This is a genomic window from Pseudonocardia sp. NPDC049635, assembly GCF_040659795.1.
Taxonomy (GTDB): domain Bacteria; phylum Actinomycetota; class Actinomycetes; order Mycobacteriales; family Pseudonocardiaceae; genus Pseudonocardia.
This window is the reverse complement of the sequence record NZ_JBFAON010000001.1, coordinates 552,437-568,388: the sequence shown is the minus strand read 5'-3', so window position 1 is coordinate 568,388 and position 15,952 is coordinate 552,437. Positions and strand designations below refer to the sequence as shown.

16 protein-coding genes are annotated in these 15,952 nt (G+C 74.8%); 7 read left to right on the top strand and 9 right to left on the bottom strand.

Annotated elements, in window-relative coordinates:
- Positions 1-195: 195 nt before the first annotated feature.
- From AB0J24_RS02640 to AB0J24_RS02620, 5 genes are read right to left on the bottom strand one after another with little or no spacing between them, the layout of a single operon-like run.
- Positions 196-1,431 carry a CoA transferase gene (locus AB0J24_RS02640; RefSeq protein ID WP_358674301.1) on the bottom strand — a complete coding sequence of 412 codons (1,236 nt, stop codon included), beginning with the start codon at positions 1,429-1,431 and terminating at the stop codon, positions 196-198.
- Positions 1,428-2,390, bottom strand: coding sequence for a LysR family transcriptional regulator (locus tag AB0J24_RS02635; RefSeq protein WP_358674299.1), 963 nt, complete (start codon positions 2,388-2,390; stop codon positions 1,428-1,430). Before AB0J24_RS02635 ends, AB0J24_RS02640 begins: the two co-directional genes overlap by 4 nt.
- A gap of 50 nt (positions 2,391-2,440) precedes the next feature.
- On the bottom strand, positions 2,441-3,265 hold the full coding sequence (locus AB0J24_RS02630) for a CoA ester lyase (protein ID WP_358674296.1): 825 nt from the start codon (positions 3,263-3,265) through the stop codon (positions 2,441-2,443).
- A complete protein-coding gene (locus AB0J24_RS02625) occupies positions 3,262-4,422 on the bottom strand; it encodes an acyl-CoA dehydrogenase family protein (RefSeq protein WP_358674293.1) in 1,161 nt (386 codons plus the stop codon). Before AB0J24_RS02625 ends, AB0J24_RS02630 begins: the two co-directional genes overlap by 4 nt.
- 38 nt (positions 4,423-4,460) lie before the next feature.
- Positions 4,461-5,339, bottom strand: a complete 879-nt coding sequence (locus AB0J24_RS02620) for a hypothetical protein (protein ID WP_358674290.1) — start codon at positions 5,337-5,339, stop codon at positions 4,461-4,463.
- A gap of 193 nt (positions 5,340-5,532) precedes the next feature.
- Between AB0J24_RS02620 and AB0J24_RS02615 the strand changes: the two genes are divergently transcribed.
- On the top strand, positions 5,533-5,922 hold the full coding sequence (locus AB0J24_RS02615) for a DUF2267 domain-containing protein (RefSeq protein WP_358674287.1): 390 nt from the start codon (positions 5,533-5,535) through the stop codon (positions 5,920-5,922).
- Between the two features lie 8 nt (positions 5,923-5,930).
- On the opposite strand, the gene AB0J24_RS02610 is transcribed toward AB0J24_RS02615, so the two are convergent.
- Positions 5,931-7,064: a hypothetical protein gene (locus AB0J24_RS02610; protein WP_358674284.1), complete on the bottom strand. Its 1,134-nt coding sequence runs from the start codon at positions 7,062-7,064 to the stop codon at positions 5,931-5,933.
- A 67-nt stretch (positions 7,065-7,131) separates the two neighbouring features.
- Between AB0J24_RS02610 and AB0J24_RS02605 the strand changes: the two genes are divergently transcribed.
- From AB0J24_RS02605 to AB0J24_RS02580, 6 genes are all read left to right on the top strand, one after another.
- Positions 7,132-8,148 (top strand): methylenetetrahydrofolate reductase, encoded by a 1,017-nt coding sequence (locus AB0J24_RS02605; protein ID WP_358674281.1) that lies wholly within the window; start codon positions 7,132-7,134, stop codon positions 8,146-8,148.
- A 28-nt stretch (positions 8,149-8,176) separates the two neighbouring features.
- Positions 8,177-8,944: a class I SAM-dependent methyltransferase gene (locus AB0J24_RS02600; RefSeq protein ID WP_358674278.1), complete on the top strand. Its 768-nt coding sequence runs from the start codon at positions 8,177-8,179 to the stop codon at positions 8,942-8,944.
- Positions 8,945-9,016: 72 nt separating this feature from the next.
- Positions 9,017-10,210, top strand: a complete 1,194-nt coding sequence (locus tag AB0J24_RS02595) for an alcohol dehydrogenase catalytic domain-containing protein (protein ID WP_358674275.1) — start codon at positions 9,017-9,019, stop codon at positions 10,208-10,210.
- Positions 10,211-10,272: 62 nt separating this feature from the next.
- On the top strand, positions 10,273-11,646 hold the full coding sequence (locus AB0J24_RS02590; RefSeq protein WP_358674272.1) for a DUF2252 domain-containing protein: 1,374 nt from the start codon (positions 10,273-10,275) through the stop codon (positions 11,644-11,646).
- A gap of 71 nt (positions 11,647-11,717) precedes the next feature.
- Positions 11,718-12,653, top strand: coding sequence for a hypothetical protein (locus AB0J24_RS02585; protein ID WP_358674269.1), 936 nt, complete (start codon positions 11,718-11,720; stop codon positions 12,651-12,653).
- Between the two features lie 35 nt (positions 12,654-12,688).
- Positions 12,689-13,543 (top strand): universal stress protein, encoded by an 855-nt coding sequence (locus AB0J24_RS02580; protein ID WP_358674266.1) that lies wholly within the window; start codon positions 12,689-12,691, stop codon positions 13,541-13,543.
- Here AB0J24_RS02580 and AB0J24_RS02575 read toward each other — a convergent pair.
- The 3 genes from AB0J24_RS02575 to AB0J24_RS02565 are packed head-to-tail and all read right to left on the bottom strand — an operon-like array spanning position 13,518 to position 15,900.
- A complete protein-coding gene (locus AB0J24_RS02575) occupies positions 13,518-14,489 on the bottom strand; it encodes a DUF3445 domain-containing protein (RefSeq protein ID WP_358674263.1) in 972 nt (323 codons plus the stop codon). The genes AB0J24_RS02580 and AB0J24_RS02575 overlap by 26 nt on opposite strands.
- Positions 14,486-15,406 (bottom strand): PDR/VanB family oxidoreductase, encoded by a 921-nt coding sequence (locus tag AB0J24_RS02570; protein ID WP_358674260.1) that lies wholly within the window; start codon positions 15,404-15,406, stop codon positions 14,486-14,488. Before AB0J24_RS02570 ends, AB0J24_RS02575 begins: the two co-directional genes overlap by 4 nt.
- Positions 15,403-15,900: a dimethylamine monooxygenase subunit DmmA family protein gene (locus tag AB0J24_RS02565; RefSeq protein WP_358674257.1), complete on the bottom strand. Its 498-nt coding sequence runs from the start codon at positions 15,898-15,900 to the stop codon at positions 15,403-15,405. The genes AB0J24_RS02570 and AB0J24_RS02565 overlap by 4 nt, the downstream gene beginning before the upstream one ends.
- Between the last annotated feature and the right edge of the window lie 52 nt (positions 15,901-15,952).

Below are 15,952 nucleotides of genomic sequence, written 5' to 3'. Positions count from 1 at the left end.
CTGCGCCAGTGGGCCGAGGAGAACGGGATCGAGGTGCCGTCCAACAACCGGTTCAGCCAGGCGCTGGTGAAGCGCTGGCGCGAGGCGACCCAGGAGCAGGCCGAGCAGGAATGAGGGCTCCGGGACCGTGGCCACCGCCCCGCCGGGGCGGTGGCCACGGCCCCGGACAGCACCGAGGGCACCGGCGCGCGCCGATCAGCCGATCACACCGCGGTCGTGCAACGCACCGATCTCGGCGGTGGACAGGCCGAGCTCACCGGCGAGGATCTCCTCGGTCTCCCGGCCGAGCACGGGTGCGGCTCCGGCGTCACCGTGCTCGCCGTCCCAGCGGATCGGGGAGCGGGCGGTGATCGCGGCCGTCCCGCCCGGCATGACGATGTCGGCCAGCAGCGGATGCGCCCCCGCGCGGTGCTCACCGACCACCTGGGTCATCCCCTGGTAGCGCCCCCACAGCACGCGGGCCCGGTTCAGCTCGGCCTCGACGGTCGCCGAGTCGCGGGCACCGAACCACGGCCGGAGCACCGCGGCGATGGTCTCACGCAGCCGGTAGCGCTCGGTCTCGTCGGTGAGGTCGGCGTCCAGCGCCGTCTCCAACGCCGCGAAGACGGCCCCGGTGCCGGTCACCGAGACCAGGGCGCTCCACTGGCCGGGGGTGAGCGCCACGACCATCACCCGCTGACCGTCCGAGCAACCGAAGTCGACACCGAAGCTGCCGTAGACGTGGTTGCCGTGCCGGGGCCGCTCACGCCCGGCCTCGGCGGCCTCGGACAACCAGCCGAGGTTCGCGACGCCGGCGAGCGCGACGTCGGACAGGGCGATCTCGGAGTAGACCCCGCGCCCGGTCCGGCTCCGCTGGTGCAGCGCGGCCAGGACGGTGGTGGACACGGTCAGCCCGGTGACCAGGTCCCAGGCGGGCAGCACGTGGTTGACCGGTGCGGCGCCCTCCTCGCTTCCGGTGATCTGCGGGATGCCGACCTCGGCGTTGACCGTGTAGTCCACGGCGGGCCGCCCGTCGGGATAGCCCTGGACCCGGACGTGGACCAGGTCCGGGCGGCGGGCGGTGAGCACCTCGTTGGCCATCCAGCGGCGCCCTACCACGTTGTCGACGAGCACGCCGCGATCCTCACCGGGGCCGGTGGCCAGCGCGACCACGATCTCGCGGCCCTCGTCGGAGCGCAGGTCCACCGCGATCGACCGCTTGCCCTTGTTCAACGAGGCCCAGTAGTACGAGTCACCGGTGCCGTGCCCGGCCGCGGGCCAGCGCCCGTGGTCCGGCCCGCCGCCGAGCGGATCGATCCGGATCACCGAGGCGCCGAGCTGGGCGAGGGTCATCCCGCCGGTGGGACCGGCGACGAAGCTGGCGCACTCCACGACGTGCAGACCGGTCAGCGGGCGGGTGCTCTCCGGAGAATGCTGCTGGGTGGTCGTCACGTCCGGTCGGGCCCCTCGGGTCGGTCTGCGCGGATGATCACGGGGTCGAGGGTAGCCCGGGGGCCGGGCCGGGCGTCGTCGCCGAACCGGGCCACGACGAACTCCGCGAACCGGGCCACCACCGGCGGGCGGGGCCGGTCCCGCTGCCAGGCCAGGCCGATCATCCGGTGCGCGGCGTCGTCGGTGAGCCGGAGGTGGCCGACGCCGGGCTCGGCCCGGTGCGGGCGCGGCTCCGGCACGATCGCGACCCCGAGGCCCGCGGCGACGAACCCCTCCAGGGTGCCGATCTCGGTGCCCTCGAACGCGATCCTGGGGGTGAACCCGGCACGGGCGCACAGCTCGTCGGTCAGCCCGCGGAAGCCGATCGGCTCGCGGAGCGTCACGAACGGCTCGTCACGGGCCTCGGCCAGGGCGACCCGGTCGCGTCCGGCGAGCCGGTGTCCGGGCGGGACGGCCAGGCACAGCCGCTCGCGGTGCAGGGCGGTCCAGGCGATCCCGTCGTCGTCCGGGCGGGGGGCGGTCAGCCCGATGTCGACGCGCCCGGCGCGGACGTGCCCGACTATCTCGTGCCCGACGGCCTGGGTGAGCTCGAAGGAGACCGCCGGCGCGTCGGCGCGGTACGCCCGCAGCACCTCGGGCACCAGGCCGGCGGCGATCGAGTGCAGGAACGCGATCCGGATCGTGCCCCGCCCCGGATCGCGCAGTGCGGTGATCCGTTCCTCCGCCGCCGCGAGCTCGGCGAGGCTGCGCCGCGCGTGCTCCAGCATGATCGCGCCGTAGGGATTGAGCCGCAGTCTGCGGTTGACCCGGTCGAACAGCGGTGCGCCGACCCGCCGCTCCAGCCGGCCCAACGCCCGCGACAGCGTCGGCTGGGCCAGCGACAACCGTTGCGCGGCCTGCGTCATGTGCTCGGTCTCGGCGAGCGTCACGAACCACTCCAGCTCGTCCACGGTCGTCACCCGGTGCATCATGTCACCCACTGCGATGCCGGGGGTGCATCGATCCGGGGTCAGGGCGCCGCCTGGCGGAGCACCTCGCGGGCGTGTGCGAGCAGCGGGGCGTCGACCATCCGCCCGCCCAGCCGGAACACGCCGCCAGCATGCTCCTCGGCCGCGTCGAGCATCGCGCGGGCGTGGGCCACCTCGGCGGCGGTGGGCCGGAACGCCTCCCGGACGACCGCCACCTGCGCCGGATGGATGCAGGCTTTCGCCGCGAACCCGGCCGCGACGGCGTCCGCGGAGTCCGAACGGAGCGTCTCCAGGTCGTCGATGTCGACGAGCACCGTGTCGATCGGGGGGACGCCCGCCGCGCGGGCGGCGTACAGGATCCGGGTCCTGGCCTGCTCGACGGCCGGCCGGTACCCGCCGCCGGGCGACCGGCCGGCCCGGCCGCCCAGATCGGCGACGAGGTCCTCGCTGCCCCACATCAGGCCGGCGCACCCCGCTGCGGCGGCGATCTCCGGCGCCGCGAGCACACCGCGGGCGGTCTCGCACAGCGCGACCACCGGATGCGGGGCCAGCGCCTCGACGTCGGCCGCCCGGGCCGCCATCGGCACCATCACGGCGACCTCGGGGTGGGCGGCGAGCGCGCGGACGTCGTCGTCGTACCAGGGGGTGCCGGGGGCGTTGATGCGCACCAGCACCGCGGCCGGGTCCAGGCCGGGCAGGGCGTCGACGACGGCGTCGCGAGCGGCGGACTTGCGGTCGGGGCCGACGGCGTCCTCCAGGTCCAGGATCACCGTGTCGGCGGCGGCGACCGCCTTCGCGAACCGGTCGGGCCGGTCGCCGGGGCAGAACAGCAGCGCGGGTCCGCGCAGGATGTGCCCGGCCGTCATCCGCGGTCCAGCCCACCGCGCTTGACCAGCTGGGCGGCGATCACGTTGCGCTGGATCTCGTTGGTGCCCTCGCCGACGATCATGAGCGGGGCGTCGCGGAAGTACCGCTCGACGTCGAACTCCGTCGAGTAGCCGTAACCGCCGTGGATCCGGACGGCCGACAGCGCGACCTCCATCGCGGTCTCGGAGGCGAACAGCTTGGCCATCCCGGCCTCCATGTCGCAGCGCCGGCCCGACTCGTACTCCCGCGCGGCGTGCAGGATCAGCTGACGGGCCGCGGTGATCTTCGTGGCCATGTCGGCGAGCAGGTTGCCGACCGACTGGTGCTGCCAGATCGGCCTGCCGAACGACTCACGGTCCCGGGCGTAGCGCAGCGAGTCCTCCAGCGCGGCGTCGGCGACGCCCAGCGCGCGGGCGGCGACCTGGATCCGGCCGGTCTCCAGGCCCTTCATCATCTGCGCGAAACCCCGGCCCTCGACGCCGCCGAGCAGGGCGTCGGCCGGGACGGCCATGTTCTCGAACACCAGCTCGCAGGTCTCGACGCCCTTGTAGCCGAGCTTCGGCAGATCCCGGGAGACGGTGAGCCCCGGCCCGTGCTCGACCAGCAGCACCGAGATGCCCCGGTGCGCCGGTTCGGCCGTCGGGTCGGTCTTGCACAGCAGCGCGATCAGCCCGGAGCGCCGGGCGTTGGAGATCCAGGTCTTGGCGCCGTCGACGACGTAGCCGTCGCCGGTGCGCCGCGCCCGGGTCGTCATGTTCTGCAGGTCGGAACCGCCGCCGGGTTCGGTGAGCGCCATCGTCGCGCGCAGCTCGCCGGTGGCCATCCGGGGCAGGTAGCGGTCCTGCTGCTCGCGGGTGCCGAAGGCCACCAGCAGCTTCGCGACGACGGTGTGCCCGCCCATCGCGCCGGCCAGGCTCATCCAGCCGCGCGCGAGCTCGGCGGTGACGAGCGCGTAGCAGGGCATCGAGACCGGTGCCTCGCCCCACGGTTCCGGGACCGCCAGCCCGTAGACCCCGAGCCGCTTCATCTGCTCGATCCACTTCTCGGGATAGGTGTCGGCGTGTTCCAGCTCCTGGACGTGCGGCTTCACCTCGCGGTCGACGAACTCGCGGACCGTGTCGACGACGGCCTGTTCCTCGGTGCCCAGCGCACCCATGGCGCGGCCCTCCTGATCCTGGTCGGTCGTGGGTCGGTTCAGCGGAACCGGACGGTCGCGGTGAGCGACGGGGCGACGCCCTCGGCGGCGACGGCGAGGGTGGCGGTCTGCGGCTCGTCGCGACCGCCGGCGGCGATCAGGGTCGAGGGCAGGAAGGCGGGCCGGGTCAGCCGGTAACCGAACTCGGCGACGGTGTCACCGGGGGCGTGCACCCGGGGCAGTTCGAGTGCGAGCAGGGCCATCAGCGGCCCGTGCACGACGAGATCGGGGTAGCCCTCGACGGTCGTGGTGTAGGGGTGGTCGTGGTGGATGCGGTGACCGTTGTAGGTCAGTGCGCTGAACCGTGAGAGCAGCACGGTGCCGGTGGGGAGGCGCCGCCGCCAGGCGCCGGTGAGGTCCGGCTCGCCGGTCACCGGGCGTGGGACGGTCCGGCGCGGCGCACCGTCGGGCTCCGAGCGGTAGACGATGTCCTGCTCCTCGACCGCGACGACGTCCGGGTCGTCGCCGACCCGCAGCTCCTGGCGGACCGTGACGAACAGCATCTCGCCGGTGCGCCCGGACTTCGGTGTCACCGAGACGACCGCCGAGCTGCCGTGCAGCACCGCCCCGAACGGGATCGGAGCCCGCTGGGTGAACCGGCCCCCGGCGAACATCCGGCGCCGGCCCGGGATCGGCGGTAGCAGCGGGCCGTCCGCGGGGTGCCCGTCCTCGCCGAGCTCCGCGGTCCGGGGGTGCTCGAGCAGCACGAACCAGTGCCACAGCGGGGGGAGCGGGGCGCCGTCACCCAGGGCCGGTGGATCGGCGTCGACCAGGTCGGCGAACGCGGCGGCGGCCCACGGGTCGACCCGCCGGCTGGTCCGGACGGTCGGCGGATCCCAGTCCCGCACCAGGTCGGCCAGGCTCGCGGTGTCGGACACGGCACTCCTTCGTACGGGTTCGGTCGCCGGGATCCCACTCTGGACGCTCGGGCTCGATGTGTGAAATGCAGATCGGAACGCTGCCTGATGCGTCAGGTGCATGATCCCGGGCCGGGCGGGTGCGCGCCGCGGGGGAGAGACGGACGGGCGCACGGGAGGTGTCGGGGTCCGGCGACCCGGGTAGCCGAGAGCCATGCAGTACGACACGTTCATCAGCACCGTCCGCGACAGCGGCGAGCTTCCCGACCAGGCCGCCACCGACCGTGCCGTCCGCTCGACGCTGCGCGTGCTGGGGCACCGGCTGGCCGGTGGCGGGCCGGGGAACCTGGCCGCGCAGCTGCCCGGTGATCTCGGCACCGCGCTGCCCGCCGAGGGCGGCGGCGAGCGGTTCGGGCTCGACGAGTTCTACCGCCGCGTCGCCGACGACGAAGGGGTGTCGCAGCCGCAGGCCCGCCGGCACGCCCGCGCGACGATGGCCGCGATCTCGGTCGCGGTCACCGACGAGGAGTACGGCCACGTCGCCGCGCAGCTCCCCGACGAGTACTCCGACCTGCTCCTGACCGATGCGGTGCGGCATCGCTGAGCGGTGCCTCAGCGGCCGGGCTCCGACTCGTCCCGGCGGTCGAGCCGGGCCCGGCGCTCCTGCTCGCGGCGGCTGTACGCGGCCCGGCGGACGGCACCGTCGTCGGCGAAACCCGAGCCCAGCGCCCCGGCGATGGTGCCCATCGACGCCGACAGCACCGCGATCATCAGGTAGTCGCCGATCCCGGCCTCGCGCATGATGTTCGTGCCGAGGTAGTCCGGCGGGATGACGAGCACCGCGGCGGTCAGCGTGATCCCGAACAGCAGCACGTACATCGTGAGCACACCGAAGGCGACCGTCAGCACCGTCGACAGGTTCGACAGCACCATCTCCTCGCGCAGCGAGCGGCTGCGCCGTGACTCCCACAGCCTGTTGTCCAGGATCAGCCAGGCGGTCATCGCGGTCAGCGCGACCAGGCTGATCGTGGCCTGCCTGCCGACGCTGAGCGAGGTCGCGAGTTCCCAGATGTTGGAGTAGAAGATGCCGAACGCGGCGCCGGCCGCCGCCGCCGCGATCGCCGGCGACAGGCTCGGCACCAACCGCCACGGCCGGTTGGCCCGGACCAGCCCGGCGAGCAGCCGGACCCGGCCGCGCAGACCGGTGAGCGCGAGCCGGACGTCCACCGCGTCCTCGACGCCCGCGCTGCCGGCCTGGTCGTCGTCCCCCCCGCCGGGGTCGAGCCTGGTCAGCGAGCCGGCGCTGCCCGGGCCGGGGTCCTGACCGACCCGCTCGAGCCCCGGCGCCGGGAACAGGTGCCGGGTGACCAGCTGGACCACCGTGTCCCGGCAGCGCCGGTACTGGTCGAACGCGCCCAGCGCGGGCAACGACACCAGCCCGGTCCGGGAACCGGTCGCGCCGTCGGCGACCACGGGGTCGGTGCCGGCCCGCCGCGGCAGGTCGGTGATCAGGACGACGGCGTCGAGGCCGTGGCGTTGCCGGGCCCGCTCGCCGATCTCGACCATCGGCAGGGCGCCGTGCCGGTCCAGCGCGATCCGTTCGTCGCAGACCCGGACCTCCCAGCCGCCGTCGGCGCCCCGGCCCAGCACGCCGGGCAGCTCGCGGGCGAGCCGATGGGCGAGTTCGGTGGGCAGGCCGGGATCGGCCACGAGGCCGAGGACGGTGGGCCGGGACGAATCGGTCACGGCGCGGCACGGTATGCGTCCGCTGTCACCCGCCGCATCCCGGGGCCGTCACTGTCACGATCGAGACGTGCTGGAAGGAGTGACCCGGGTGGGCGGTGACTGTCCGAAGCGGATGCGGTTCGGCCCGTGCGGCGGTGTCCGGCCGGACCTGGGCTGCGAGCTCGGGACCGGCCCCTGCCCGTTCGTCGGCGGCCCGCTGGTGCGCTGGGACGGCCCGCCCGTGCGATCCGTTCTCCCGGAGGCGCTGACCGGGGGCGGGCCGGTGGTGCTCGCCGACCTGACCTCTCCGCCGTACGACGCCCGGGCGCTGGCCCGGCACGCACGGATCCTCGCCGGGGCCTGCGACGCGGTGCTGATCGGGCAGTACCACGACGCCCCGGACTTCCCGCCGTCCCAGCTCGCCGCGCTCGTCCGGGAGGCCGGCGGCCGGGCCTGGGTGACCCTGACGTGCCGGGACCGCAACCGGGTCGTCCTGGAGCAGGATGTCGCCGGGCTGGCCGCCGCCGGGGCCGACGCGGCGCTCTGCGTGACCGGTGACGCCCGCGCGCCCGGCGTGCGCCCGGACGTCACCCAGGTGTTCGACCTGGACGGCACCCGGCTGGCCGGGCTGGCCGCGCGGGCCGGGCTCGCCGCGGTCGTGCCGGAGGCGCCGGCGGCGCCGCCGGTGGAGCTGCGCCCCGCCCGGCTCGCCGAGAAGCAGCGGGCCGGTGCGGGCGCCGCCGTGCTCAACCACGCCGGGTCGCCGGCCCGGGTCGCCCGGTTCGTCGAGCGGGCCCGCGGACACGGTGCCACCCTGCCGGTGCTCGCCGGGGTCGCCGTGTTCACCGACGAACCGGGCGCACGGACCCTGCAGGCCTTCCCCGGTCTGGAGCTCGATCCCGGCACGGTGGAACGGGTGCTGGGCGCACCGGACCCGGTCGAGGCGGGGATCGCCGCCGCGGTCGACGAGGCCCTCGCGCTGCTCGGCGTGGACGGTGTCGCCGGGGTGAACCTGTCCGGCCGCGGGAGGTCCGGCGACGACACCGCCGCCACCGGGATCAAGGCCGAGATCGCCCGCCGGATCCGGTCGAGCGCGGGCGGGTAGACCGCCCGGTAGCGGGTAGCCGGGGAGCATGGCCGATCCCGTGCCGGAGCCCATGGAGCTCGAGTTCGACACCGTAGCCGGCTGGACCGGCCGGGCGGTCGCCGAGCTCGGCGAGGACCATGCCGAGCCCGCCGCCTGCCGAGGCAGTGCGAGTCCGGCCGGTCTGGACTGGTTGACCGGGCGGTGCGGCCTGCAGCGGGACGAGCTGCTCGCCGACGTCGGAGGTGGCAACGGCGGACCCGCGGCCTATGCGCGCCGGACCACCGGCGCCGCGCCGGTGGTGATCGACCCGATGCCGGGGGCGTGCCGGGCGGCGGCGTCGATGTTCGGCCTGCCGGCCGTCGTCGGCGGTGGCGACGCGGTGCCGCTGGCCACCGGGTCGGTGCGGGTCTGCTGGTCCCTCGGCGTGTTGTGCACGGTGCGGGACAAGGCCGCGGTCCTCGCCGAGGCGCACCGGGTCCTGCAGCGGGGCGGGTCGTTGGGCCTGCTGGTGTTCCTCGCGGACCGGCCGCGGCCGGCCGGGGCGCCGGAGGGGAACCACTTCCCGAGCCGGACGTCGGTGCACGAGCTGCTGGCGGCGTCCGGGTTCGCGCGCGTCACGGAGGTGGCGCTGACCGAGCTGCCCGCGGCCCCCGCGTCGTGGCGGCGGCGGATCGAGCGGGTCGAGGGCGTCCTCGATCGCGATCACGGCGACGACCCGCGGTTCACCGCCGCGCAGGAGCAGTCCCGGCGGATCGGCGAGCTGATCGCCGAGGGCGTCGTCGAGGGCAGGCTCTTTCACGCAACGACCCGGTGAACCCGTTGCGCACCAACGGTTTTTGTCCGGTTGGTCCGGGTAGCCGGGCCCTGACGACCACGAGGAGGATTCATGCGCGCACTGACCTGGCACGGCCACCGCGACGTCCGGGTGGACACCGTCCCGGACCCGGTCCTGGAGCAGCCCGACGACGTGATCGTGCAGATCACGAGCAGCGGGCTGTGCGGCTCGGACCTGCACCTGTACGAGGTGCTCAGCCCGTTCCTGGACCCCGGTGACGTGCTCGGCCACGAACCGATGGGGGTCGTCGTGGAGACCGGCTCCGCGGTGACCGAACTCTCGGCAGGCGACCGGGTGGTCGTCCCGTTCAACGTCAGCTGCGGCACCTGCTGGACCTGCGGTCAGGGACTGCAGTCGCAGTGCGAGACCACCCAGAACCGGGAGACGGGCATGGGAGCCTCGCTGTTCGGCTACACGAAGCTCTACGGGCAGGTACCCGGCGGGCAGGCCGAGTACCTGCGCGTGCCGTTCGGGAACACGCTGCCGATCAAGGTCCCCGAGGGCCCGGCGGACGATCGCTTCGTCTACCTCTCCGACGTGCTGCCGACCGCTTACCAGGCCGTGCAGTACGCCGACACCCCCAAGGACGGCACGCTGGTCGTGCTGGGACTGGGACCGATCGGTGACATGTGCACCCGGATCGCCCGCCGGCTCGGTGTGGCGCAGGTCATCGGCGTCGACCTGGTCCCGGAGCGGTTGCGCCGGGCGGAGGCGCGCGGCACCACCGCGCTGGACCTGCGCAACGGTGACGACGAGGTGCACGGCGCGGTGCAGGAACTGACCCGGGGCCGCGGCGCCGACGCCGTGATCGACGCGGTCGGGATGGAGGCGCACGGTTCGCCGCTGGCGAGCTCCGGCCAGAAGCTGGCCGCCGTCGCGCCGTCGGGGATGGGCCGCACCCTGATGGAGAACCTGGGCGCCGACCCGACGACGGCTCTGGAGCTGGCGATCTCGCTGGTGCGCCGGGGCGGCACGATCTCGCTGTCGGGCGTCTACGGCGGCAGCGCCACCCCGATGCCGATGCTCACCCTGTTCGACAAGCAGATCCAGCTGCGGATGGGGCAGGCCAACGTCTGGCGGTGGGTCCCCGAGCTGCTTCCGCTGCTCGACGACGACGACCCGCTGGGCGTCGACGGCTTCGCCACCCACCGGCTGCCGCTGGAGCAGGCCCCGCAGGCGTACGCGATGTTCCAGGAGAAGTCCGACGACGCGGTGAAGGTGCTGTTCACCCCCGGCGCCTCCTGAGGCTCTCCCATCCCTGCCCGGTGGTTATCGTGATCGTCGGTCACACCATCGGGGGGAAGCGGATGACGACCGTGCGGGACGGGGCCAGGCGGGCCAGGGCGACCCTGGGACGTCGCGGCCAGGCTCGGCTGGTGCTGCCCGCCGACCGGGACCCGGTCGCGCTGCTGGAGGGCCAGCACGCGTCGCGGCTGCCGGACCTCGTCCCCGTGCGTATCGGCCGGATGCTCCAGTCGCCGTTCGCCTTCTACCGCGGCGGCGCCGCGCTGATGGCGCGGGACCTGGCCGACGCCCCGGTGTCCGGGGTCGACGTCGTGCTCTGCGGGGATGCGCACATCTCCAACTTCGGGTTCTACGCCTCACCGGAGCGCGAGCTGGTCTTCGACCTCAACGACTTCGACGAGGCCGGTGTCGGACCGTGGGAGTGGGACGTGCGCCGGCTCGCGGCGAGCGTGCACATCGGCGGACGGGACATCGGCCTGTCCGAGGACGCCTGCTCCGACGCCGTCGTCGCCGCCGCCGACGCCTACCGCCGGGTGCTGCGGCAGTTCGTCGAGCTGTCCGCGGTGGACCGCTACTTCTACCGGGTCGACACCTCCGACGTCGCCGAACGGCTCGGCGAGGCGGGGCGCCGGACCTGGCTCAAGGCGGCCGACAAGGCCCGCACCCGCACCTCGGAGCAGGTTCTGCGGAAGCTCACCGTGAAATCCGAGCACGGTGCGCTGCGCATCGACGACCAGCCGCCGGTGCTGCAGCACGTGGACCACGCGAGCGCCGAGGAGATCGAGCTGCTCTTCGACCGGTACCGCTCGACGCTGCGGGAGGACGTCGCGTTCCTGCTGAGCCAGTTCCGGCCGGTGGACTTCGCGTTGCGGGTGGTCGGCGTCGGCAGCGTCGGGACGCGCTGCTACCTGATCGCGTTGCAGGGCCCGGCCGGGGAGGTGCTGTTCCTGCAGGCCAAGGAGGCCCAGGCGTCGGTGCTGACCAGCCACGGCGGCCGCCCGCCGGTGGTCCCCGGGCGCGAGGGCGGCGCCGGCCACGTCGAGGGCCACCGGGTGGTCGCGGCGCAGCGGATCCTGCAGACCACCTCGGACCCGTTCCTCGGCTGGATCAGCGGCTGGGCGGGGGAGACCGGTGACCGCCCGCGGGTCGACTACTACTGGCGGCAGTTCCGGGACATGAGGGGATCGATCGACCCGGCCACGCTCTCGCCGGTCGAGTTCCGGGCCTACGGGACGCTGTGCGCGGCGCTGCTGGCCCGTGCGCACGGCCAGTCCCCCGGAGGGCGGGTGATCGCCGGCTACCTCGGCCGGTCCGAGCGGTACGCGGTGGCGACGGCCGAATGGGCGGCCGGGTACGCCGACGTGGCCGAGGCGGACTTCGAGGCGGTCGCCGCCGCGGTCGCGGCCGGCAGGCTCCCCGTGGAGCGCGGCGTCTGATCCGGGCCCGCCGCGTCGCAGGCGTAGTCCTACGCAGGTGATGCGGGGCCGCGCGGACTACGTTGCGGCCCATGAGCCGAGCCGAGTCCGTCGAGCCGTCCGGGGCCGCCGAGGGCACCGACGCCGCAGCCGGCCCCGGGGCCGTACGGGGGTTCCGTCGCGCGATGGTCGTCGCGGTCGTCGTGGCCCTGCTCGTCGCCTCCGGGTTCGGGATCGTGGCGCTGCTCGGCGGGGACTTCGGCGATCTGCAGTTCCGGATCGTGCTGACCACCCTGGTCGTCGCCGCGTTCGGGACGACGTCGCTGTGCCATCTCGCCGTCGTCACCCGCGCGGTACGGGTGGTCGGCCTCGCCGGGATCGTCGCGAGCGCCGGTGCCGCGCTCTGCGCGCTGACGCTGATCTGGCGGGACTGGGAGTCGTCCACCGGGCCCGGGGAGGGTCTGTTCAGGTCGTTCGTGGTCTGCACCGTGCTGGCGTTCAGCCTGGCGCACGCCAACCTGCTCCTGCTGCTCGCCGGGCGCCGGGACCGGCTCGTCCGGGCCGGGCTGGCGGTGACGCTGCTCGCCATCGCGGTCGTCGCGGTGATGATCCTGCTGCCGGTGCTCACCGACGGCGCGGTCCCGGGCAGCGGGGACGACGGGTACTGGCGCCGACTGGGGATCGCGGGGATCGTGGACGCGCTCGGCACGATCGCGCTGCCGGTGCTCGCATCGGTGTCGCGCGCCCGACCGGCCCCGGCCCCGGCAGACCCGGCTCAGGGAGATCCGGTGCGGGCCTCGGGGGCGGCCGAGCCGGCCGGGGCACCGGTCCGGCTGGTCCTCGACCTGCCCCCGGGACTCGCCGCGCGACTGGCCGCCCACGCCGGCGGTGGGGCCATGGAGAACGCCGCGCTGGACGTGATCGACCGCGGGCTGGCCGCCGCAGGCAGTCCGGCACCGACGGGCCCCCCGACTACCCGTTCGGTGCCGGACCCGGCGCGCACCACCCCGGATGTGCCAGGGTCGTAGGTCGCACGCACCCCGTGAACGAGTGAGGAGAGCGGATGACCGAGGCGACCGGGCAGGCTGCCGGGACCGAGCTCGCGGTGGCGGTCGACGGCTCGCCGGGGGCCGTCGAGGCCGCCCGCTGGGCGCGTGACCTGGCGGAGGTGTGGCGGGCACCGGTGCGCCTGCTGCACGTCACCGCGGGGCAGGAGGCGCCGGCGGAGCTGGAGCGGCTGGCCGGTGAGACGGGCGCGGGGCTGCAGCTGCTGCCCGCGCCGCCCGGTGCGGGCACCGACGAGATCGCCGACGCGGTGCTGGCCGCGACCGGGCAGGCCCGGATGCTGGTGGCGGGCAGCCACGGCGCCGGGGCGAGCGGAGCGATGCTGGCGGGCAGGTTCGCCGACCGGGTCGCGCGCAGCGCGGCGGTGCCGGTGGCGATCGTGCGGGATGCGGAGCCGGGTGCCGAGGGTGTCGTCGCCGGGGTCGGCGGTGGCGGGTGCGACCACGACGAGGCCGTCGTCGTCGAGGCCGCCGCCCTCGCGGCCGCCTGGGCGGCCCCGCTGACCCTGGTACATGCGTGGTCGGACGTCGTCGCGCGGGCGGGGGCCCGGCTGCACCGGGTGCTCGCCGACCGCGAGACGGTCGCCGGGCAGGCGCACGCCGCACTCGAGTCCGTGGCGGTGACCGCGCGTGATCTGGTGCCGGACGTGCGCACCCGGGTCGTCGAGGGCACCGCGTTGCGGGCGCTGCTCGACGCGGCCGCGACGGCCAGGGCGGTGGTGGTGGGCCCGTACGGCGCCACACCGCCGGTCGGGATGCAGCTCGGGTCGACGAGCCGGTCGCTGGTCGCGTTCGCGCCCTGCCCGGTCGTGGTGCTGCCCCGCCGGGTCAGCGCCGCAGGTGTGCCAGGGTGAGCGCGGCGATCGGTCCGAGGCCCTTGTAGTCCGACACCTCGGTCGGGAGCGTCTCCAGCACCGAGGCGAGCCGGTCGCGCCACGCCGGGACCCGCTCGATGCGGTCGAGGGCCAACAGCCGGATCCCGATCAGGAACAGCACCGAGCCGGTCAGCGGTAGCCGGACGAGGTGCTGCACCTCGGTCCGCAGGTGGATCTCCCGGCCGGGATCGGCGACCCGCAGCGGACGGTGCGCCGGTGCCCAGGACGGTGCCGCGTCCAGCGAGAGATCGAGCCGGTCGTCGGGCTGCAGTCCCCAGTTGAGCCGCCGGAAGGCCTCGCCGGGCGCCATCCGCAACAGGAACTGCTCGGCCCGCTCGAACACCCCGCCGGGCTCGTTGCCGGGTACCGGGCCGTGCAGCTCGCGGAAGCTCATCCCGGCGTCGAACCCGATCGACCAGACCGACGCGGTGGCGACCGCGCCAGCGTCGAGCCAGAGCCGGTCGTCGCGGACACCGAGCACGACCACGTCCTCGGTGAGCTGCCGCGAGGCGAACCGCAGCGGGTGCTCCGGCAGTGTCGATCCGTCGCCGAACACGAACTCCTGGTCGACCCCGAGCCGGGAGTTGCGGAAGCGGTACCGGTCACCGTCGCGTTCCAGCGAGCAGGTGGCGGGCTGCTCCGCGGCGAGCCTGGCGGTGAGGTACAGCAGCGCGTCCCAGCACGCTGCCCGGCTGTGCGGGGCGGCGACGAACCGGGCCGGTTCCCGGTCGAGGATCGCGGCCCGCGCCCGGACGACGTCCTCGTAGCCGGCGTGGTCCCCCGGAACGTGCAGGATCGTCGCGCCCCACGCCCCGGCCTCCGTCGCCCGGGCGACCCCGGCCGGTTCGACGTTCGCGCTGATCCGGTAGCGGTCGCTGCGCAGCGGGAACGGATACGACGAGAGGTCCTCCGGGGAGGTGGTCACAGATCCAGCTCCAGGGTCGGTCCGGCGGCGCGGGAGACGCAGAGCGCGATCCGGCCCTCCCGCGCGGCGTGCACGGTGTCCCGGTGCTCGACCGCACCGTGACCGACGGGCGTCAGGCACTCGCCGCACACGCCGCTGCGGCACAGGCTCGGCGTGGCGACCCCGATCCGCGCCACCGCGTCGAGCAGCGATTCGCCGGCACCGACGTCGACGGTCCGCCCGCTGCGGCGCAGGACCGCCCGGAACGGCCGGCCCGGCTCCCTGCGCCGGTCGAAGCGCTCGCTGTGGATCCGGGCGGCCACCCAGTGCGCGTCCCGGGCGGCCCGTTCGGTGACGGCCGTCAGGCCGGGGGGTCCGCAGCTGTACAGGTGGCTGCCGAACGGCGCCGTCGTCACCATCCGGTGGATCTCCGCGCGCGCCGCGCGTCGGCCGGTGACGGTGCTGAGCCGGTCCCCGCAGAGCGCGCGCAGCTCGTCGCGGTGCGGTGCGGCGCCGGGCCGGTGCACGTACAGCACCGAGAACGGGTTGCCCCAGAAGCTGTGCCAGCGCACGTGCGACAGCACCGGCGTCACACCGATCCCGCCCGCGACGAGCAGGTGTCGACGCGCCGTCTCGACCGGAGCGAAACCGTTGCGCGGCATCGTCGAGCGCACCCGGTCACCGGGTCGCAACCGGTGCACCCACCGGGATCCGCCGGAGCCCCGCGGCCGCAGCGCCACCGTGATGTGCAGCCGCTCCGGCGCGATCGACGGACCGGTGAGCGAGTAGGCGTTCCACCGCCCGGGCGCCCACTCCAGCCCGAGGTGGCTGCCCGGAGGGTAGGCCGGCGGAGGGCCGCCGTCGGCGAGGGTGAACGCGACCGACCGGTACCCGGGGCACGGCTCGCTCACGGCGTCGACCTGCAGCTCCAGCGTCATACCGGACTCCCGAGGAACGCGGCGTGCGTGCGCGAGTGGTGGTGTGCCACGACCAGCCCGCACCCGCAGCCCGGGCAGCGCACCGGCCCACCGATCGCGACGACCGCGCCGAACCGGGCCTGGCAGTGCCCGCAGTAGACGGTGCGGTGCCGGACGCCGACGAGGTCGTCGTCCACGTCAGTGGGTCGAAGGTCCAGTTCGGAGTCCAGCGCGCCGCGGGCGAGCGCTGCCGAGCGGACCTCGAGGACCTCGCTCTCGGTGCCGGTGACCAGTATCCGCCAGCCGGTGACCATCGTGGGCAGCTCCGCGTCGAGCAGGGCCTCCGCGTCCGCGGCGTCCTCGATCACCCGCAACCGGTCGCCCGCGTGCAGCGGCGGTCGCCGGGCAGCGCCCACCGTGATCACCAGGTGCGGGGCGGGGGAGCGGCCGGGTACCGGGTAGCGGGGCAGCGTCGTCTGCTCCGGTGGCAGGTACGGCGGGACGGGATGGGGCATGGCGGTCCTGTCCTGGGCGTGGGCTCCTGCCGGTGCTGGGTGTCGGGTGTCG